Genomic DNA, 21,739 nt, shown 5'->3' with positions numbered 1-21,739 from the left:
ATCTATGCCATTACTGTTTTTAACTCCCCCTTTAATAATGCCTGTACCTCTGGTTTGCAACTTCCGCACCCCAGACCAGCTCCTGTTTGGGAACACAGTTGGGCAAAATCCGTGCACCCTCCAGCAATGGCATCCTTTATGTTTCCGTCACCTACTTGACTGCAGGAACAAACCAGATTACCCTTCATGGGTTCAGTATTGGATGCTCCTCGCAGTAGCTCGTTCCGTTTCTCGGAAAGTTCTATTTCTTCTTCAATAAGCCGTTTGAATTCGGCAAACTCATTTTTATCCCCCATTAAAATGGCGCCTTTGAGGGTGTCATCCTTCACAATGCACTTCTTATAGAACCGTTTACTAACGTCCATTAACAGAATTTCTTCATAGGTTGGGTCATTCTTTGGTACGTTGACCATGCCTATACTGCACAAATCCAAATTTTCAAACTTCAAGATATTCATCAGTACGGAACCTTGATAAATACTACTTAAATCGCCCAAAATGTAATTAGCAGCCACATCGGCCTGTTGTTCCGCCGCCGAAGTGATGCCATACAGAGCATTTTTAAATTCGGCTATTTCGCCCAATGCAAAAATGGATGGGTCACTCGTTTTTAAATAGGGATTGACCAAAACCCCTCTCCTTGTGTCGAGACCGGCATCTTGTGCTAAGGTGATGTTGGGTCTGGTGCCAATGGCGTAGACAATGGCGTTGCACCTCAAGTTTCGGCCCGTTTTAAGGTTGACCGAAAGCGTAAACTGGGATTCTTTGTCCTCAAACACGGTACTTACCTCATTATCAAAAAACAATTGTATGCCTCTTTCGGAAACATCTTCTGCCAACAATCTGCTTGAAATTGGGTCCAACTGGCGCTCCATTAGCCTAGGGGCCCTCTGAACAATACTGATGTTAATGTTTATTTTCTTTAGTGCGGCTGCCAGTTCAAGTCCAAGCAAACCACCACCAACAATGACCACGTGCTGTTGATTGGCCGGGAGTCCCGTATCCAATAAGTACTGTTTTAAACGGTCCGCGTCCCCACGCTCCCGCATGGTGAACCTTCCCGGCAAATCCATTCGAACTTCATTTGGTACAAAAGCACGGCTTCCCGTTGCCATAATCAATAAATCATAGGAATGCACGTACCCAAGGTCATCTACAACCTTCTTTTCTTGAGCATAGATTTTTTGAATACCATTTTTGGGATACAGATTGACCCTAAGCTTTTCCAATTCACCCTGTTTCAATTTTTGTAGGGATTCCCAAGACAACTCTTCATTAACATATTCTGGCAACAAAACACGATTGTAGAACGGATGCTCTTCCTTTGAAAACACATGGAGCTCATCTTCCCTATTCTTCTCGCGATAGGTCTGAATAAAACGATATGCGGCCGCTCCCGCACCAACAATGACTATCTTTTGCTTTGCTTTTTTGTACTTTTCAACTTGGACCGCACAATATTTAAAATCGGGTTCCTTTGAAATGGGATCCACAATGTCATTGGTAAGGTTATTGGCTCGACTGAAATCATCATTTAAGACTTTACCCCAATGCATAGGCAAAAAAACGACCCGCTCCCGAATGTCATAATTAACTTTCACCTTTACCCGAACACTCCCACGCCGACTCTTTACCACGGCAATATCACCATCCCTAAGGTTGCGCAAATAGGCATCTACTTTGTTCATTTCAAGAAAAGGGGCTGGAATATGGGTCAGCAAACGCTTCACCTTTCCAGTCTTTGTGCGGGTATGCCATTGATCACGCACCCTTCCCGTATTCAAGACCAAAGGATAATCCGGGGTGGTTTCTTCTGATTTGTTGTATAGGTTTCTAGGCGCATTAAAATGGGCCTTCCCGTTCGCCGTAAAATAGTTGTAATCTTGAAAAAGACGTGGTGTTCCCTTATGTTCTACAGATGGTACGGGCCACTGAAAACTTCCCTCCTTTTTGAGTCGGTTGTGGGACAGTCCCGAAATATCAATGTTGGTGCCCTTGGTCATTAGGCAATATTCGTCATAGACCTCAGCTGCGTTTTCGTAATCAAACCCTCCATATCCCATTTCTTGGGCAAATCGCCACAGGATTTCAGCATCGGGCAAAGCTTCTCCCGGTGGGTCGATCACTTTGGGCAAATAACTAATGCGACGTTCGGAATTGGTCATGGTGCCCTCCTTTTCCAACCATCCGGCAGCTGGCAACAACAAATCTGCATATTTGGTAGTCTCGGAGTTATGGGAAATATCCTGAACTACAACAAAGCTGGCTTTTTGTAGCGCTTGTTCAATTTTCTTGGCATTTGGCATGCTCACAATAGGATTGGTACAAATAATCCAAATGGCCTTCATTTTTCCAGATTCCAATGCCTCAAACATTTCAGTTGCCGTATAACCTGGGTCGCCATGTATTTCTTTTCCACCCCAAAACTCCTGAACTTCCTTCCTATGTGCAGGATTTCCCAAATCCCTGTGGGCAGCCAATAGACTGGCCATTCCCCCTACTTCCCGTCCTCCCATGGCATTGGGTTGACCCGTTAACGAAAAAGGACCAGAACCTGGTTTTCCAATATGTCCAGTCAACAAGGATAGGTTCAACAGGGAAACATTCTTGTCCACCCCTATCACACTTTGATTAAGTCCCATGGTCCACATGCTGATGAATCCTTTTGCATCGGCTATCATTTTGGCCGCTTTGCGAATTTCATCTGCGGTGATGCCACACTTTTCAGCTGCTTGACGAATGCTGAGTTCAAAGGCCTTCTGCTTACAGGCTTCAAAATTGGAGGTATGTTTTTGTATGAAGGATTTATCTATTTTCTTCTTTTCAATCAACCATCTCGCCATGGCATTAAAGAGAATCACATCGGTTCCGGGCAAAATCTGCAGATGAAGGTCGGCCAAGGCACACGTTTGGGTCTTCCGGGGATCCACAACAATCAATTTCACCTTGGGATTCTCCTCCTTGTGCTTTTCAATTCTTCGAAACAATATGGGATGGCACCATGCCGGATTGGCCCCTGCTATTAAAAAACAGTCTGCCAGTTCAATGTCCGCATACGAAATGGGAACTGCGTCATTACCTACTGTCTTTTTGTACCCAACCACGGCGGAACTCATGCATAAACGGGAGTTGGTATCGATATTATTTGTTCCCAAAAAGCCTTTGGTAAGCTTGTTTGCCAAGTAATATTCTTCCGTAAGACACTGACCAGAAACATAAAGACCGACACTGTCCGGACCATGGCGGTCCATAATACTTTTAAAAACTGCAGCGGCGCGTTTTAGGGCTGTATCCCAAGTGACCCGCTGCTTTGGGTGGTTCCGGCTCCATCGCATTTCTGGATATAAAATACGGTCTGTGGTGTCTTGGGCAACATAATTCAAGGTTTTTCCTTTGGTGCAAAGCATGCCCTTGTTTACCGGATAGTCTTCATCTCCTTCAACAGACAATATGCCCTTTGTATCCTTTGATACTGTAATGCCACAACCAACCCCACAATAGGAACAAATGGTATTGTATGTATCCTTTTTCTGCATTGAAATAGCACATTTCTTGTAGGGGTGAAGTTAGAAAATTACGTACTAATACGTAGTGCTAAATTGGCAAAAGTGTTGGTTAAAATCGAAGGATTTGTAATAATTGGCCCAAAAAGTTATAAATATGTAATCTAGACCAGATTATATTTAGCTGCAGTTTTGGAAAGATCAATGAGATTCTTCACTTTCATCTTCTTCATAAGATTAAAGCGATGGGTTTCAATGGTGCGTTTGCTGTTCTGTAGTTTCTCCGAGATTTCCTTGTTGGTGAATCCTGCCAAAACCAATTCCAATACTTGAAGCTCTTTATTGGTAAGATCAAATGGATTGTTTTGCCTCTCTTTATGTGAATGGTTTTCTTGATTCTTTGGTGAACCGAATAAGTTGTTCACCAATACATTGGAAATATCCCCACTAAAGTACTTACCGCCTTCATGAACCATATGTATGGCCTTTACAAATTCGGTTTTACCGGTATCTTTTAACAGATAACCACTAGCCCCCGCCTGTACAGATTTAAGGATATATTCTTCGGAGTCATGCATGGAAAGTATGATGCACTTTGTTTTTAAATCAGAAGCGGCATTCAAGCGCTCAACGGTTTCTATGCCACCAAGTTCCGGCATTCTGATGTCAATAATCAAAATATCGGGAGCTTTTTCACCCACCATTTTAATGGCTTCCAATCCATTGGCCACTTCACCGATTACATCCAGGTCTGGCTCTTCCTCCAGCAATGCCCGGATACCGTCCCGGACGAGTGAATGGTCATCGGCCAAGACAATTGATATGGTTTTGTTCAATCCCGAATCGTGCATAGCACAAAAATAATCGAATTATTGAAATACCTTAAATGAAATAAAGGACACCCAATTTAAAATGGGATGTCCTTTAAAAAGTAAACTCAAAAACTTAAATTTTGCTAATCTGTTTTGGCTGTGGTAAAAAGTTTAGGTTTGATCGTAAGCATGACCCACGCCCAATTTTGGGTGCTTGACGCATCGGCCTCAGCAACACCCTTGAGTTCATACATACCGTCCGCTGGGAATAGGTGTGAATATCCGACTTTTAGGGCATATCCATTAAAGCCCTGGGAAAAGACCAAATCGATCTCAGTTCCCAAAGCATTTTCTCCACTGGGCAAATCTTGTTCTCCTTTAAAATTCAAAACCCTTGCCAACAAGCTCGACTTCTCACCTAATTTTACATTGGCGCTGGCATGGATATCGAACAATCCAATGGAATTGGCATGGTTGCCCACATAGAAATAATCCATAAAGCCATTAAATTTGTGGTTGGTTCCGTACAAAGGAAAAAAGGCATTGGTTTCAGCTGCTGTTTGTCCATCATTTCCGCTTATAATTTCCAGTCCGGCACCCAATCCAATTGCGCTGGAAGCTTTATAGCTAACATCCAGCCCTAATAAATAAGCACCTTTCACATCCAGTTCTCCTTGGCGCTCCCCAGTCTGAAGGAATGCATTTGCCGCCAATCCAAAGCTTCCTTTTTTATAAGTCAAATGTGTCCCAAAGGTTTGCAAATTGCTTAATCCATCTTGATTGGTTTCATCATCAAAGTTTTGGAATCCATTGTTCAACAACACCAAGCTAGCGGTCCAACTTTCCCATTTCTGTTTTAGATATAGCATTTGCATAGTCTTGTAACTGAAAAATCCCGTGGTGTTATAGGCATTGCCCTCAGATTGAAACCCATTGGGATTGTCAAAATCTTGATTATAGGCAAAGGCAACATCAAGCATAAAATTGTCTTTGGAATATTTGATCATTGCAGCATCATGATTTCTTCCCTGTTGCGCCCAATCCAGTCCTCCAAGAATGCGCTGGTCATCGTAGGAAAGGACCTGTCTTCCCAATTTGGTAGACCAACCTGAACCCAGTTGAAGTTCCGCCCATGCTTCAAACACTGCAAAAGAGTCATTTTGATCATCTGGAAGAATTTGCCTGTTCTCTCCCCAGACCATAACATCTTGAAGGCTAAGATAGAATTGATACAAGTCTGATTTGTAATCCACGTTTAAACGGGCCCTAGTTGAAGTTGCCAGACCGGGTTCAGCAGTATCCGAAATTAAACTGCCAAAGCCATTCCTGTATTCGGTTCTTGGCCTAAACTGACCATCAATGGTAAGCTGCGTGAAAGCAACTTTAGCTGCCAGTAGACATAGCAATACCAGTGTATTCTTTTTTATAGAATCCATATTTAATGTTTAAAAAGAGTGTGATTGAATGTCTTGTTTTGCCTAATCTGCGTTCACGGAAGAAAGTTTAAGCTCCCCTTTCATTTCCTGCAACACCTCTTCCTCATCTGCCGTAGAAAATTTGATGGCCAAGGATGAAAGTGCGGTAACCACCACAAAAATTCCGATTATAAAGTAACCGCCCGAAACAGCTTCAGAAGCAGCTATGGCTTGTGCCGATTTCATAGCCTCCTCACCAAGCGAAGCGTTGGCCTTGAGAGCAGCACTTTCGGCTACCGCTGATTTGGACTTTAAAAGCAAGGCGGCCAAAAAGGCCCCAACATTGCCTCCAGCACCTACAATACCAGAAATTGAACCAATCGCCTTTTTATTGATAAAAGGAACAACAGAAAAGGTGGCCCCTTCCGCCATTTGTACCGTAAGGCTAAAAGCGACCAAGAATAAAATTCCTACGGCCAAACTCGTGGTCAGTGAAAATATGGACAGCATGAGTCCTTCGGCCATCAAAATGGCAGTCAAAAAAATGACCCTACCTCTAAGACCCTTTAATCTGCCAAAACGGTCACCAAAAAATCCACCCAAGGTTCTCGCGAAAATGTTCATCAATGCGAATGAAAGTACAATGTTTCCAGCAGTGCTCCGCTCCAGCCCAAATGTGTTCTGAAGGTAATCATCCATAGTACCATAAACAGTGAGTTCCATGCCAAAGCAGGCAGCATACACTATAAATAGTATCCAAACTCTATAATCTTTGAGTGTACTGGCAAATGACACTTTATCCTTTTTCAAAACTGGCATGTTTCCTGTTTTCCTCAACTCCGAAAAGTTACCTTTTGGAGTATCCGTGGTAAAAAAGTAGTATACGAGCCCCATTGAAAAACAAATGACCCCTGCGATAACCATGGAATAGCGCCAAGCAATCTCCTCGGCCACTCCAAAACTAACAACAGCCGCAGCTATCAAAGGCATCCCAAGCCTATTAGCTCCACCACCCAGATTTCCCCATCCTGCAGATGTGGCGTTCGCAGTACCCACAATATTCGGCGCAAACATGATAGAGGTGTGAAATTGGGTGATTACAAAAGAAGCTCCAATAAAACCGATAAACAACCTACAAATCAAAAACTGTAAAGGCGTCTGAACAAAACCAATGAGTATAACGGGAATTGCACCAATAATAAGCAACCAAGTATAGCAAAGTCTTGGGCCATACTTATCGCATAGTTTTCCAATGAGTAATCTCGCAAAGACAGTACCCGTTACCGCCAAGATGATAGAATTCCATTTTTGGGCCGGTGTAAGACCTAAGTCCTTTACTACATCAGGCATAAATGGTACAATTCCAAACCAAGCAAAAAAGCAAGTAAAAAAAGCAATTGAGGTAATCCAGAAAGTTCTGATCGGGACACTTTTTACATCTAAAAGGTTGAGTGTTGTGGCTTTCATGTTACGTATGTTTTTAGGTTACAGCGTCAAAACTACGTATTTTTAAGTATTTATACGTATTTAATAAAGTGAAATACGTATTTTTAATAAAATCCCATGACGCTCATATAAAAAATAAAGCATGCTTAAAATGAACATGCTTTTATTGAGAATCAGATAAAAGTCGGTAAGCCTAACTTATTATGCCCTTATCAGAAATCCATATTCACAACCCTTTGTATAGCTTCTTCATAGAATGCAGGATGGTCGGCTACGACATCTCCTATTACTATTATACCTGGTTGCGAAATATCTAGTTGTGCAGAAATTTCATTAACCTCCTTTAAAGTTCCTACGAAACAAGTTTCATTGGCCAACGTTCCATTTTGAATGACAGCTATCGGTGATGATTCTCCTCTGTATTGCGCCGCCAACTTAGCTATAGCCCTTATTTTACGTACTCCCATCAATATTAGTATAGTTGCGGATGATTGCATTGCAAACTCAAAATCTTTGGATAGATTATGGCATTTAGTGGTAGCGGTGAGCACCCAGAAACTACTACTTACTCCACGTTTAGTCACCGGTATACCCTGACTTGCCGGCACGGAGATGGCACTAGTAATCCCCGGTACAATATCAACAGGCAAACCGAAAGATTCGGCATACTCCACTTCTTCCGAAGCTCGCCCAAAAACGAAAGGATCGCCACCCTTTAACCGCACCACGTGCCCATAGACAAAAGCACTTTTCACTATTAACGTATTAATTTCTTCTTGCGAGTAGCTGTGTTTACCGCAGCGTTTGCCTACGTATATTTTAGGTATGTTCGCAGACACTTGCTGAATCAGCTCTTCACTCACTAAAGCATCATACAAAACTGCGTCAGCAGACTGCAACACCCTCAAACCTCTTACGGTTATAAGGTCTATACTACCAGGGCCTACCCCTACCAAACTTACTCTTGCTCTCATAATTACATGTTATTATTACGGTTTTTCAAAGCACATTTTATCAATTTCTCAACAAGAATACGTAATTATTTTCAAAAAATCAGTAGTTAATTAAGTAATTATACTTAGTTTTGGTTCATATTTCAAATCTATCGCATATGAAAACTGTAATCGTAGTTGGAAACGGAATGGTTGGATACAAGTTCTGTGAGAAATTCAGAGCGCACCCCGCCAGTGCAGCATTCAATCTTTTGGTCTTCGGAGAGGAGCCAAGACCAGCTTATGATAGAGTCCATCTCAGCGAATATTTTGAAAATCAAGATGCCAAGGCCTTGGAGCTTGCTCCATCTTCATGGTACCAAAAGAACAATATTGACCTGATTACTGGGGAGCGAATAACTGACATCCTAACTGAATCTAAACAAGTACGGACTATTTCGGGCAAATCCTATTCCTATGACCATTTAGTGCTCGCCACGGGCTCAGCACCTTTTGTCCCCCCTATAAAAGGAGTTGAAAAAGAAGGCGTCTTTGTTTACCGAACCATTGAGGACTTAGAAGATATGCTTTCATATGCTGCCCAAATAAAAGCTATAAAGCCCAATGGTCGTGCTGCCATTCTCGGTGGAGGTCTATTGGGGCTTGAAGCAGGGAAAGCTGTTTTGGACATGGGATTGGAAGCCCACGTAGTGGAATTTGCCCCAAAATTAATGCCCCGTCAATTGGATGCCCGTAGCAGTAATGTACTTCAATTAAAATTGGAGTCCATGGGGATGCATGTGCATTTAGGAAAAGTGACCAACCAAATTCTTGGTGACCAAGTTATTGAGGGAATGGATTTTGGGGAGGATGACCAACTTGATGTGGACATGCTCATCATTTCGGCTGGGATTCGCCCACGGGATGAGCTTGCACAGACCTGCGGATTGGAAATGGGTACCCGTGGCGGAATTGTTGTAAACCATAAAATGCAAACCTCCGTGCCCAATATCTATGCTATTGGGGAGGTGGCCCTATACAACCAAATGATTTATGGTCTCGTTGCACCAGGGTATGAAATGGCCAATGTGGCCGTAAATCAAATTTTGGGAGTTGAGGAGGTGGTCATGTCAGAAGAAATTGATATGTCTACCAAATTAAAGCTCATGGGGGTTGACGTGGCCAGTTTTGGGACGCCATACATGCCCGCAAGCAAAGGACTTTCCATCATTTTTGAGAACAAGACCAAATTTCTCTACAAAAGAATAAATGTAAGCCATGATGGCAAAACTCTGCTTGGAGGAATCCTTGTTGGCGATGCTGCTGATTACAACATTCTACATCAAATGTACCTCAACAACATGTCACTCCCTGAAAATGCAGAGGAATTGATTGTGGGTTCCCGCGGAGAAGGTGGATCTGCTTTTGGAAGTGCTATAGATTTACCTGATACCGCCCAAATCTGCTCGTGTGAAAGTGTATCCAAAGGGGATATTTGCAGTTCTCTTTTAGATGGTAAATGCAACTCCCTAAAGGATGTGGTCGGTCTTACAAAATCCACTACAGGCTGCGGAGGATGCAAACCCATGGTTGTGGAATTGGTCAATGAGACCTTAAAATCAATGGGAAAAGAAGTAAAGGATATTATCTGCGAGCATTTTGAGTACACTAGACAAGAACTATATGGTATTGTAAAGGTCAAAAACATCCAAACTTATGACGAAGCCTTGGACAAATGTGGAAAAGGAGACGGTTGCGAAGTGTGTAAACCTGCTTTGGCTTCCATTTTTGCGACCATATACAACGATACGGCCAACAAAGAAGATGTTATTCAAGATTCCAACGACCGGTTTTTGGCCAATATCCAAAGAAATGGAACGTACTCCGTGGTCCCAAGAATTCCTGGTGGAGAGATAACACCCGAAAAATTAATAGTTATCGGAGAAGTGGCCAAAGAGTACAATCTCTATACTAAAATCACGGGAGGGCAGCGTATCGACCTTTTTGGGGCCGAACTCAACGACCTTCCTGCCATTTGGAAAAAATTAATCAGCGCTGGTTTTGAAAGTGGACATGCCTACGGTAAAGCATTGCGTACCGTAAAAAGTTGTGTGGGTTCCACATGGTGCCGCTATGGAATGGATGAGAGTGTAAGCTTTGCCATTGAACTGGAAGACCGTTATAAAGGACTTCGGTCTCCACACAAACTAAAAGGAGGCGTGTCTGGATGCATACGTGAATGTGCCGAGGCACGGGGCAAGGATTTTGGCGTCATTGCCGTAGAAGGTGGATGGAACCTATATGTCTGTGGTAATGGAGGGGCCACACCAAAGCATGCCCAGTTGTTAGCTGAGAAAATTGACAACAAAACTGTCATTGCGTATTTAGACCGATTTCTAATGTACTACATCCGCACTGCAGCGCCGCTAATGCGAACCGCTGCCTGGTTGGATAAATTGGAAGGCGGTATAGATCAATTAAAAAAGATTGTTGTTGAGGACAGCCTCAACATTGCCCAAGAACTGGAAACAGAAATGCAGGGCCTTGTGGACAAATATGAATGTGAGTGGAAACAGGCTGTGGAAAATGAAGAAATCAAAAAAAGGTTCAAGCATTATGTAAATACTGAGGACAGGGATGACAATTTAGTTTTTGTCCCAATGAGAGAACAAAAAATGCCAGAACCTTGGACCCCCTAAAAAAAAGAATATGGAAACAATATTGCAAACATATAAGTCAGTCTCGTTGGAAAACGTGGCCATTTGGTTCAAGGCGTGCCATGAAAAGGACATTCCTGAAAATGGTGGAGCCTGTGTTAAATATCAAAACAAACAAATTGCGGTCTACAATTTTAAACGGAAACAAAAATGGTATGCCTGCCAAAACCTCTGCCCCCATAAAATGGAAATGGTACTAAGCAGAGGAATGACCGGAGACGCCGATGGAATTGCCAAAATAGCCTGTCCCATGCACAAAAAAACATTCTCTTTGGAAACTGGCGAAAACATCAACGGTGATTTACCTTCCATAGCCACTTTTCCGGTTAAAGTGGAAAATGGCTTTGTGTATATTGGTTTTTCTGAATAGCTTTAGAGAAATCAAGAGTCATGGACGAATCCAAAAAGCTTCTGGAAGCATTTAAATTGTTTGATGCAGCAAATGCAGAAGACCCCAATAAAGAAGTTGTTGAAGGCAAGGAATATGCAAAAGAACTTTTATATGCGCAACGCATGACGGATATACTGAACCAGTTTGAACCCAATGCTTCCGAGGCATTACAGTTAACTGCCCGTTGTCAACATATTTGCCGTTGGGAAATTCCGCGGGATTCGTATGAAATGAACCGTGTGGGATATTTAAAATGGAGACAGGAGCTAAAAAAATTTCATGCTGATAAGGCCAGTGCCATTTTAAAAAAAGTAGGGTATGATGAAGAGACGATTGAGAGGGTAAATTTTCTATTGCTCAAAAAGCAATTAAAGAAGGACGAGGAGACCCAAACCTTGGAAGATGTTATTTGTCTTGTTTTTTTAAAGTATTACTACGAGCCTTTCTTAATCAAACATGATGATGACAAAATCATATCCATTTTGCAAAAAACTTGGAAAAAAATGTCACCCAAAGGACACGATGCGGCACTAAAACTATCATTTTCCAAAAAAGGTCTGGCATTGGTATCTAAAGCACTATCCGATCACTAAACAGTACGTATCTGAAAATGGGCAGAAATAACCAACAACAGACTTTGGATGTATCCACATTTTTACGGATACGAAAATGGTATCTTCTCGCCCTTGCTGCTATTGCCCTAACCATTGTTATTGCCCAAATTTTAATCCAAAGACACCTTAATGATCAGTTAGATGACTCTAGGGTGATAAATGTTGCGGGAAGACAGAGAGCTTACAGTCAAAAGCTGGTGAAAGAGGCCATGCTGCTACACTCCACTCATCTTACAGAATTGCAACGGGAAGAGCTTTTACAAAGATTGCGAAACACCCTTACCATTTGGAAAGTTTCGCACGATGGGCTTCAAAATGGAAACGACAGCATTGGACTCCCCAAAGAGAATAATACGACCATACTGCAACATTTCAACGAACTCTCTCCATACCATAACGCCATGGTAAATGCGGTAGCGTCTATGCTAGCAACTCCGGATTCCTTGAAAAATGAAAATCAACTTAACATTTTACTGGCCAATGAAGGGCCTTTTCTGGAAAAAATGGACACTATTGTAAATGCATACGATACCATCAGCAAGGAACAATTACAAAATTTAAAGGTAAAGGAATACCTCCTATTGGCCTTTTCACTGTTGATTTTGTTTTTGGAAGTACTCTTCATTTTTAGGCCTTTGTCCATACAGATCAGGGAAACCATCCGTGACTTGGTCAAAAGCAAATTAAAATCCGATCAAGATGCTCAGGAAATCAAGAAAATATTTGAGGAAAAGGAAAAATCGCTTCAAGAATTAAAGGAGCTGAACTTTGTGATAGACAATGCGGCCCTGTTTGCCAGTGCCAGGAGTGATGGTTCGGTTGTTTTTATCAGTAAAAAGTTCCTTACGCTTCTTGAAGAACCAAAAATTGCTCCCAACACCCACCTCCCCGAGCTCCTGACCACAGATGACGGACAACAGCAGTATCTCAGCGAAATTCTGACCAAACCCCGAAAAAATATAAGATCGGAGGAAATTGAAATAACCACCAAAAGCGGTAAAAAGCTATGGTTGGATATTTCCATCATCCCTATCCATCCGTCCAACAAAAAACAAAGTATTCTCCTGCTGTGTTCCGATATTACCGAACGCATGCAGAATCAGAAAAAGGTGGAACAACTCACGCTTCAAAATTATGAAGAGCGCGTGAAGCAGAAACAGGTTCAGGCTGGTTTAATCGTTGAAAGCCAAGAGGAAGAGCGTAAGCGAATTGCCAAGGATATCCATGATGGAATAGGCCAAATGCTGACGGCCCTACGTTTTAATATTGAATCCATCAACCTAACGAACAAACAAAAGACCAAAGAAAAAATTGAGTATTTAAAAGACCTAACTTCAGACTTGATAAAAGGTGTAAGAACGGCCACTTTTAACCTTACCCCACCAGAACTCGGGGACCATGGCATTTTTCCTGCCCTGCATAAAATGACCACGGAATTGAGTAAACTTACAGGTAAAAACATCCTGTTTGAAAACAAAGCAGAGGAGAATACCCGTTTCGACTCTTTGGCAGAGACCAATATTTATAGGGTCACCCAAGAAGCGGTGAACAACGCCATAAAATATGCGGATGCCAATTATATTTTGGTGACCATTAACCTTAAAAATAATTTATTGAGCGTGGTTATTGATGATGATGGAAAAGGGTTTGACCCGTCCATTTTGGAAAAGCGCCCGAAAAATACCAGCGATGGTGGAATGGGCGTGTTTTTTATGAAAGAACGAATAAGCTATATCAATGGAAGGCTTTTTATCAATTCAACTCCTGGAGAGGGAACACGCGTTACAATAAATTACAATCTTTGTGAAACAAAACAAGAGGTTGAACAGTAAATTAGAACTAAAGCCATGAAGATACGGATAAAGGGAAATTCTATACGGTACCGGTTGACAAAGACAGAGGTTGAGACTTTTTGCAAAGAAGGCTCTTACAAAGAAACAACGGATTTTGGCAATTCTCGATTTACTTATGTCCTAAAGGCCAAAAAGGATGCTACCTCACTTGCAGCGTCGTTTGAAAACAACACTATTACCCTATACCTTCCGGACGAAGAAAGGACAACCTGGGCCACATCTGATAGGGTTGGGTACCAAAGTGTAGTAGATTTGACCAACAGAAAACAACTTTTTCTTTTGGTTGAAAAAGATTTTGTCTGTCTTGATGAAACGGTTGAGGACCAGTCTGACAACTATCCCAATCCTTTGGCGGATAAAAACCCCAAATAATTTTGTCCACATATCGGTTAGATTAGTTGTTTCGTCAATAGTTAACCCCTACCTATCCTAAAGTTATAAGTATTGGTGATGAAGATGCCAAATTAATAGATTTGACATCGTATCCAATCAATCCATTGCTCGTCATTGATGTTAAGATTGAGTTTACCAATCTTGGAAAAATAGCTGTTCCGATTGACATCATTTAGTTGAAGCCCATGAATCGTCCATGTTCCTTTTTACTTACCAAAACAGCGCATAGATCACCGTCAGTATCACCATGATCGCAAATGCCCCTATGTTGAAAAGCGGTCCGGTCCTGAAGGTATCCTTTTTAAGCTCAATGCCCTTGGGGTCATCCTTACCATTGGTTTGTACATAACTGACCAGCATAATGACCGCCAGGGTGATCAAACAGGTCAGGCCCATTTGGTCCATCCACGGTAGGGACGGGAAAAGGGATTCAAGTGCACTTCCGTCCGCCCACCCCTTGGGCCCCACCTTGAAGAACATGGCCACGGGCATGGAGGCCAGCACCCCGATGATGGCGCCCCGGTTGGTGGTCTTCTTCCAAAAAAGCCCCAAAAGGAAAACGGCCAGGATACCAGGGCTCACCACTCCGGTATATTCCTGGATAAATTGAAAGGCCTGGTCCAATCCCCCCAAAAGAGGTGCCACAACCATAGCTATTACCAGAGCCACCGCCGCCGAAAGCCGGCCTACCCCAACAAGTTTCCTATTGTTTGCGCTTTCATTGATGTGCTGTTTGTAGATGTCCATGGTGAAAATGGTGGAGGTGGAGTTCAACATGGAGGCCAGTGAGGACACAATGGCCGCCGCCAGGGCCGCAATGGCCACCCCTTTCAGCCCCGTGGGCAAGAACTGCATCAACCAAGGGTATGCCTTATCGGAAGCTCCAGAGGAAGGGATGTTGGCAAGTCCCTGTTCCCCCAGTCCGGATAATAGGCCCGGATCATTGACAATGACATAGGCCGCGATTCCCGGGATCACAACGATGAGCGGGATAACCAATTTCAACAAAGCGGCGAACAAGATCCCCTTTTGGGACTCCTTCAGGGACTTGGCCGCCAGCGTACGCTGTATGATATACTGGTTGAACCCCCAGTAATACAGGTTCGCCACCCAAAGTCCCCCTACAAGCACCCCGATACCGGGCAGGTTCACATATTCCGGGTTGGTTTTGTCCAAGATCATGTCAAAATGTCCCGGAACGGTCTCGAAGACAGTTCCGAGCCCTGCCATCACCCCCGCACCACCGGACACCGTGTCCAGGGCCAAATAGGTCGTCACCAGACCCCCAAGGACCAGGAACACCACCTGTATGATGTCCGTCCAGGCCACCGCCGCCAATCCACCGTAGAGGGAATAAGCCGCCGCGAAGAGCCCCAGGCCAATGATGGCGTAGATCATGTCGACCCCCAAAATGGTCTCCAGGGCCAATCCGCCCAGGTACAGTACAGAGGTGAGGTTCACAAAAATATAGAGGCAGACCCAGAACACCGCCAATATGGATTTCAAGTTTGTGGAGAAGCGCTTCTCTATGAACTCCGGGATGGTGTACAGTCCCTTCTCGATGAAAATGGGCAGAAAGTACTTTCCCACGATAAGGAGCGTGAGGGCGCCCATCCATTCATACGAGGCAATCCCCAGTCCAAGGGCAAAGCCCGAGCCCGACATCCCGATGAACTGTTCCGCGGAAATGTTCGCCGCTATCAAAGAGGCCCCTATGGCCCACCACGGCAGGGATTTGCTCGCCAAAAAATAGTCCTCCGTACTCTTTTTCTCCCCCTTCTTGGTCCGCGAGACCCAGAGCCCCACCGTCAATATCACCAGTGCATAGAGCACAAAGACCAGATAGTCCCAAAATTCAAAACTGCTTTCCATAATCATTGGTTGTTCGTTATCGGTTCATTTTTGTTTGTCGGCCAACACTCATTTCAATGGCCATCCATTTTGGAATAGTGCTCTGTAGGGAGCTGGGCCAGGGTCCGGGCCGCCTGCTCGGCGGTGATATCTCGTTGCGGGCTGGCAAACATTTCGTATCCGACCATGAACTTCTTCACCGTGGCCGAACGCAACAGGGGTGGATAGAACGACATGTGGAAATGCCACCCCGCATGCTCCTCCCCGTCCGTGGGCCGCTGGTGTATCCCGGATGAATAGGGAAACGAGGTCCCAAAAAGGTTGTCGTACTTTGTGGTCACAATCTTGATCATCCCCGCAAAGTCCCTCTTTTCCTCCCCCCTCATTTGGGCAATGTCGGGATGGTGCCTTCGGGGAACGATCATCACCTCATAGGGCCATACCGCCCAATAGGGCACCAGGGCCACAAAATGACCGTTCTCCGCAACGATCCGTTCCCTTAGTTGAAGCTCTTGTTCCAGATAATCGCCCAAAAGGCTCCTTTGGTTCTCTTCCCAATATTCTCCCTGGTGGACGGTCTTACTCTCCACTTCCCGTGGTACGGAGCCCTGTGCCCAGATCTGTCCATGTGGGTGGGGATTGCTGCATCCCATGATGGCCCCCTTGTTCTCAAAGATCTGTACGTGCCCTATATCCGTGCGCGCGCCCAGTTCCGTGTATTCTTTCTGCCACAGGGAGACCACTTTCTCTATGGCCGTAACTTCCATCAGCGGAAGGGTCAGCGAGTGATCCGGCGAGAAACAGACCACCTTGCATATGCCGGTCTCGCTCTTTCCCAATAAAAGCCCTTCGTTATATACCTCCTTGGGCGTATCTGGCAGCAATGCCGAAAAATCATTGGCAAAACTGAACACGTCCTTATAATCGGGATTGGTCTGCCCACTTGCCCTATGGTTTCCCGGGCACAGATAACATTCTTTGTCGTACGATGGTTTGTCCAAGGCAGGCAACTTCTCCTGTTTGCCCTGCCAGGGCCGTTTGGTACGGTGGGGCGACACCAGTACCCACTCCCCGGTAAGGATGTTGTACCTACGGTGCGGTACTTGGTTCAATCGGTCTTCAGCCATGTCCATTGATTATTGCGGTCCCTTCACTGGGGACGGTCTGGAACGGGGACAGTCCAATGGAAAACTTCTTTTTGTAGGCCTCGCTTGCCGCATCCACAAAACTGTCGACGGCATCCCTGTGGATGATGTTCAGTGTGCACCCCCCGAAACCGCCACCGACCATCCGGGCGCCGAGCACTTCTTCCCAATCCCTTGAGAAATCCACCAAAAAATCAAGCTCGGGACAACTGATCTCGTACTTTTCGCTCTGTCCCCGGTGCGACTCGTACAAAAGCTTCCCCAAACTGGTCAGATCATTGTTCTTCAGGCACTCCACTGCCTCCAGGACCCTTTGGTTCTCCTCAAGCACATAACTGCACCTCCTGTAGCGCAGTTCGCCAAGATCTTCCCTGCACCCGTTGACCATGTCCAAGGTTATCTCCCTGAACGAATTGGGGACGCCATGGCGCTCGGCCACGATCTTGAGGCCCGAAGAGCTCTCCTCCTTCCTGTCATTGTAAGCGCTGGTGGAAAGATTGTGTTTTACGTTGGTGTTGAGCATCAAGATCACATAGGGGGCCATATGGGTGGGAATGTACTCGAAATCGAGCGATCGGCAATCCAGTAACATGGAATGGTCCTTTCGCCCCATAACGGAGGAAAACTGGTCCATGATCCCACATTGGGTGCCCACAAAGTTATGTTCCGCCCTTTGCCCCAGTTTGATCATCTGCCAGCGGTCCAGTCCCAGACCGAAAAGCTCGTTCAGGCCAAAGGCCAGACCACATTCCAGGGCCGCGGAGGAGCTTACCCCCGATCCCACGGGTATGTCCGTCTCCATCTCACAGTCAAACCCCCTTAGGCCCGCTGTGAGCAACTGAATCTCATCCAGAACGCCCAGTACATAATTGTGCCAACCCTCGGTGCCCCTGTCCATTTTTGAAAGGTCCACCACCAGGACACTGTCAAAGCCCTTGCTCTTAACGGTGCACCTGGTCCTGCTGCCATTGGCCCTAAATCTCATGAGAATGCGTTTGTCAATGGCCGCTGGCAGAACGAACCCATCATTGTAGTCCGTGTGCTCCCCGATCAAATTCACCCTCCCGGGGGAGGAAACCTCCAGGTCATATGTGACTTCTGCCTTATCCAAGCTCTCTTTTATTCTATCTTCCATTAAGTTGGTATCCTTTATCAACTACCGTAAAAATTAAATTTATGTTCATTTCACCGAAAACCTGTATTCAGTAACCGTATGATATATATCACCTGGATTTAACTGCATGGATGGAAATTCTGGTTGGTTGGGTGAATCTGGAAAATGCTGTGTTTCCAAACAAAATGCAGTTCTAAAATCGTCTTTTGCTCCAGATTTTAAGGTGTTCTTTGAATCCATAAAATTTCCACTATAAAATTGTATTCCAGGCTCTTCAGTGAACACCTCCATGACAACTCCCGATTTATCACCAATAACCTTTGCTGCATGGTGCAAACCATTTTCATCACCATTTAAAACATAGTTATGGTCATAGCCATTTCCAAATTCCAACTGTTCATTGGCCACTTCAATACGCTCTCCGATAGTATGCTGTTTTCTAAAATCAAATGGGGTTGAGGCTACCTCTCTCAACTCTCCGGTAGGAATGAGTCCAGAATCCACGGGCGTAAATCTGTCGGCATTGATCTGCAACTTATGATTCAAAATTGTACCGCTACCTTCCCCATTAAGATTAAAATAGGCATGGTTGGTTAAATTTATCACTGTAGGTTTATCCGTAGTCGCCTCATATTCAATTCTGACGGCATTGTTCTCAGTGAGGGAGTAGGTTACCTTCGCTTGTAAATTTCCGGGGAAACCTTCTTCCATATCAGGAGAGGTATAGGTTAAAATTAATGTATGCTCATTGGACTGTTCGGCATCCCAAACCACATCTTGAAATCCTTTATATCCCCCATGCAGGGTATTTCTATTGTCGTTGGTAGGCAAGTCATATCCGTTGCCGTCAATGGTAAACCTACCACTTGCAATACGGTTACCTACCCTTCCAATTGTGGCACCAAAGTAGGCCTCAGGTGATTCAATATATTCCTTAATATTGCTGCGACCAATATTGACATCAATACGGTTTCCATTTTTGTCCGTCACAAATAGACTAATTATACGTCCGCCATAGTTGGTCATGGCCATTTTTAAATCTTTCCGCTGCAACCAAAACAACTTTACGGATTTGCCATCAATTGTTGTGTTAAAACCTTCTTCCTTTATGGTATTGGCCATTGCGGTTAGTTGGGTATCACTTTTGCTGTTGTTTTCCTGATTTGTTTTGCAAGATAGGCACAATATAACCACAAATAATGCTATTAACGACCAGGTAAATTTACTCTTTGCTCGTTTGATCATTTCATTACACCATTTAGCTTCTTGATTAAATCAGCCTCATCTTGTCTGTAAGGAGTGCCATCCTTTCTAAATATATCATGAAACCACTCAATGGGCTCACTTCCGTCTTCAATAGGAGTATTCCACGCATATATGGTATTGGATTTTCCATTTACCAACCCCCAATTGATTGCTCCTATATTTTCCTTTTTCAAAACAGGCAGGATATTGGAAAAACGGCTGTTGTTGGTCCGTGCCATATATTCGGTACAAATCATAGGCCTACCGTGGGTTTTTAAAAGATTGATTACATGTTGATGTTTTTTCTCATCATCATAATGGTGATAGGTAAGGATATCTGAATTGGCTGCTTGGAACTTATTGAGCTCTTGAAAATCCCAGCGCCAAAGACCTGCGCTCAATGGTTGGCTTGGGTTGACCTCCCTGGCCCACGTGAAAATTGCTTTTAAAAGGGGCATTGAACTTGTGAGCTTATCTGTGTTTCCGGGTTCGTTGTAAAGGTCCCACAAGAGTATACGATCATCATTGGTGAATGTGTTCAAGATGTCCTTCACATAAACTTCCAAAGCTGGGAAATTCTCTTCATTCTTGGATGCCGGGTCTCCCGGATCTTGCATCCAACCCGAATTATGGGTTCCTGTAATGGGTTCAGGCTGCTTTCCAATTTTTGGGTCCTTTCCCCAAACGTCGTCAAAAAATACAAACATGGTTTTAATACCGTGCTTGTTTGCAATTTGCAAATAGGTTTCCATATTTTTCTTGAAATCCTTTGGATTTGCTTTATAGGCCAAACTGTGCAGGTATACCCTCATGGTGTTGAACCCTATACCTTCGGCATAACCCAACTCACGATCAATGGTCTCTGGATCAAATGTGCTGGATTGCCACATTTCCAATTGGTTGATTGCTGTACTGGGCACAAAATTGGCTCCTGTAATCCATTTTTGTTTGGCATACCATTCACTTGCTTTTTCTTTTGACCATTTATTCTTTTCCAAAACATTTTCTTGGGCATTTGCCACAAGGATTGCACATAAAAACAGCCCTGTAATCAATATTCGCTTCATAATAATCTGGTTATTTTTTTGATTCACACTTAAATATTTTTGAGTGCTTCGGTTTTGGAATTAGTATCGACCTTGAAATCGGAATAGGCTATGCTGTTTGAGGGAAGTTGAAGAATAGAATTACCGGGCCTTTTTCAAAGCCCGATAATTTCCATTAACTAAACTCAAACAATCTAATTCAAACTAACTAACACTCGTACTCAATTAATTTTTGGTTTTATTTTGGTTTTTGAATAACCTTTTCCAATGGCCATGGCGTACCAAAATCCGGCCTTCCTTCTTTATCCCAACCAAACCGTTGAATTCTTGTACTCCGTTGGGAACATCCCAATTCGGGTTTGTCCTTTGCATGATACACCAGCCAATGTTCGCTGGGATCATTGGAGGTGGTGATACTATGGTGGCCTGGACCATACACATTGTTTTCTGTGGAAAATTCAAAGACCGCTTTAGAAAACCGCTTCCAAGAGGTGGCTTTGGTAAAATCTGAATCCTTCTTGGCAGCTAACATGCCCAAGGAATAATTATCGTCCCAACAGGCTCCCGCCGAATACACAATAAAGACCTCATCCCCTGGCCCCTCTAAAAATGAAGGTCCCTCCAGAATACTTCTCTCCCCGGTTTTCTCCCAATCATATTTGGGAGCAGCCAAAATGATTTCATCATCATTTAAGGTCCAAGGATTGGACATGGTGGCGATGGCTATATCGCTATGGTCATCTACATAGGGTGAATACATAAAATACCGTTTATCGCCGTATTTGAAAATAGACCCATCTATTCCACTGTATTTTGTGTTAATTTTTCCCTTATCCATCCACTCCCCTTGCATTGGATCTTGGTGGCTGTTCTCCAGAACAAAGACATATCTAGAGTGATCTCCTTCATTGGATGCATCAGCAGCAGTATAATAGATGTACCACTTTCCATCGGCATTATGGATTTCTGGCGCCCAAATGCAACAACTGTTTTCCCCCTCACTGGGAGCGTTCCATACAGTTTTTGAACCAATGTTCTCCACTTGGGTAAGGTCTTTGGTGGACCAAAGTTCCAAGCGGTTTCCCCTTGTTACCATGAAATAATAATATTCATTGTCATGCAGCATGGCATAGGGGTCCGCTCCGTCCTCTAGAATGGGATTGGTGAATGTATTCCCATCCTGACCTATCCCCATCTGAAAGAAGAAAATGGAAATCACGTAGACCAGTATGTTTTGTAAATTTTTCAAACTTCTATTATTA

Annotated in this window: 16 protein-coding genes; 5 read left to right on the top strand and 11 right to left on the bottom strand. The window is 43.9% G+C overall.

Features of this window, described 5'->3' with window-relative positions; all coding sequences use genetic code 11:
* Positions 1 to 2: 2 nt before the first annotated feature.
* The 5 genes from AB1A65_RS09340 to cobA form a co-directional block, all read right to left on the bottom strand.
* On the bottom strand, positions 3 to 3,536 hold the full coding sequence (locus AB1A65_RS09340; protein WP_366588194.1) for a molybdopterin-dependent oxidoreductase: 3,534 nt from the start codon (positions 3,534 to 3,536) through the stop codon (positions 3 to 5).
* Positions 3,537 to 3,667: 131 nt separating this feature from the next.
* Entirely contained in the window at positions 3,668 to 4,354 is a 687-nt protein-coding gene (locus AB1A65_RS09335; RefSeq protein WP_366588191.1) for a response regulator transcription factor, read from the bottom strand.
* A gap of 104 nt (positions 4,355 to 4,458) precedes the next feature.
* A complete protein-coding gene (locus AB1A65_RS09330) occupies positions 4,459 to 5,751 on the bottom strand; it encodes an alginate export family protein (protein WP_366588188.1) in 1,293 nt (430 codons plus the stop codon).
* Positions 5,752 to 5,793: 42 nt separating this feature from the next.
* Complete coding sequence (locus tag AB1A65_RS09325; protein ID WP_366588185.1) at positions 5,794 to 7,197, bottom strand: MFS transporter; 1,404 nt, start codon at positions 7,195 to 7,197, stop codon at positions 5,794 to 5,796.
* 191 nt (positions 7,198 to 7,388) lie between these two features.
* Complete coding sequence (cobA, locus tag AB1A65_RS09320) at positions 7,389 to 8,150, bottom strand: uroporphyrinogen-III C-methyltransferase (protein WP_366588182.1); 762 nt, start codon at positions 8,148 to 8,150, stop codon at positions 7,389 to 7,391.
* Between the two features lie 137 nt (positions 8,151 to 8,287).
* Here cobA and nirB point away from each other — a divergent pair, with 137 nt between their 5' ends.
* The 5 genes from nirB to AB1A65_RS09295 are packed head-to-tail and all read left to right on the top strand — an operon-like array spanning position 8,288 to position 14,055.
* Positions 8,288 to 10,807 (top strand): nitrite reductase large subunit NirB, encoded by a 2,520-nt coding sequence (nirB, locus tag AB1A65_RS09315; protein WP_366588179.1) that lies wholly within the window; start codon positions 8,288 to 8,290, stop codon positions 10,805 to 10,807.
* Between the two features lie 10 nt (positions 10,808 to 10,817).
* On the top strand, positions 10,818 to 11,195 hold the full coding sequence (nirD, locus tag AB1A65_RS09310; RefSeq protein WP_366588176.1) for a nitrite reductase small subunit NirD: 378 nt from the start codon (positions 10,818 to 10,820) through the stop codon (positions 11,193 to 11,195).
* 20 nt (positions 11,196 to 11,215) lie between these two features.
* On the top strand, positions 11,216 to 11,809 hold the full coding sequence (locus AB1A65_RS09305; protein WP_366588174.1) for a DUF4202 domain-containing protein: 594 nt from the start codon (positions 11,216 to 11,218) through the stop codon (positions 11,807 to 11,809).
* A 17-nt stretch (positions 11,810 to 11,826) separates the two neighbouring features.
* The gene (locus tag AB1A65_RS09300; RefSeq protein WP_366588171.1) at positions 11,827 to 13,662 is read left to right on the top strand and encodes an ATP-binding protein; all 1,836 of its coding nucleotides are present in this window, start codon (positions 11,827 to 11,829) and stop codon (positions 13,660 to 13,662) included.
* A gap of 15 nt (positions 13,663 to 13,677) precedes the next feature.
* Positions 13,678 to 14,055, top strand: a complete 378-nt coding sequence (locus AB1A65_RS09295; protein ID WP_366588168.1) for a hypothetical protein — start codon at positions 13,678 to 13,680, stop codon at positions 14,053 to 14,055.
* A 231-nt stretch (positions 14,056 to 14,286) separates the two neighbouring features.
* Here the strand turns inward: AB1A65_RS09295 and AB1A65_RS09290 are convergent, their stop codons facing one another.
* From AB1A65_RS09290 to AB1A65_RS09265, 6 genes are all read right to left on the bottom strand, one after another.
* A complete protein-coding gene (locus AB1A65_RS09290) occupies positions 14,287 to 15,948 on the bottom strand; it encodes a sodium/sugar symporter (RefSeq protein ID WP_366588165.1) in 1,662 nt (553 codons plus the stop codon).
* Between the two features lie 53 nt (positions 15,949 to 16,001).
* Complete coding sequence (locus AB1A65_RS09285) at positions 16,002 to 17,054, bottom strand: UDP-glucose--hexose-1-phosphate uridylyltransferase (RefSeq protein WP_366588162.1); 1,053 nt, start codon at positions 17,052 to 17,054, stop codon at positions 16,002 to 16,004.
* A complete protein-coding gene (gene galK / locus AB1A65_RS09280) occupies positions 17,047 to 18,228 on the bottom strand; it encodes a galactokinase (protein WP_366588159.1) in 1,182 nt (393 codons plus the stop codon). The genes AB1A65_RS09285 and galK overlap by 8 nt, the downstream gene beginning before the upstream one ends.
* A 24-nt stretch (positions 18,229 to 18,252) precedes the next feature.
* Entirely contained in the window at positions 18,253 to 19,308 is a 1,056-nt protein-coding gene (locus AB1A65_RS09275; protein WP_366588156.1) for an aldose epimerase family protein, read from the bottom strand.
* Between the two features lie 119 nt (positions 19,309 to 19,427).
* Entirely contained in the window at positions 19,428 to 20,498 is a 1,071-nt protein-coding gene (locus tag AB1A65_RS09270; protein ID WP_366588153.1) for a glycoside hydrolase family 2 TIM barrel-domain containing protein, read from the bottom strand.
* A gap of 217 nt (positions 20,499 to 20,715) precedes the next feature.
* On the bottom strand, positions 20,716 to 21,726 hold the full coding sequence (locus tag AB1A65_RS09265) for a glycoside hydrolase family 43 protein (RefSeq protein WP_366588151.1): 1,011 nt from the start codon (positions 21,724 to 21,726) through the stop codon (positions 20,716 to 20,718).
* Between the last annotated feature and the right edge of the window lie 13 nt (positions 21,727 to 21,739).

This window comes from Allomuricauda sp. ANG21, assembly GCF_040705235.1.
In the GTDB taxonomy this organism is placed as follows: Bacteria; Bacteroidota; Bacteroidia; order Flavobacteriales; family Flavobacteriaceae; genus Flagellimonas; species Flagellimonas marina.
Note: the sequence above shows the minus strand (reverse complement) of the source record. Positions and strands in the feature narration are given on the sequence as shown.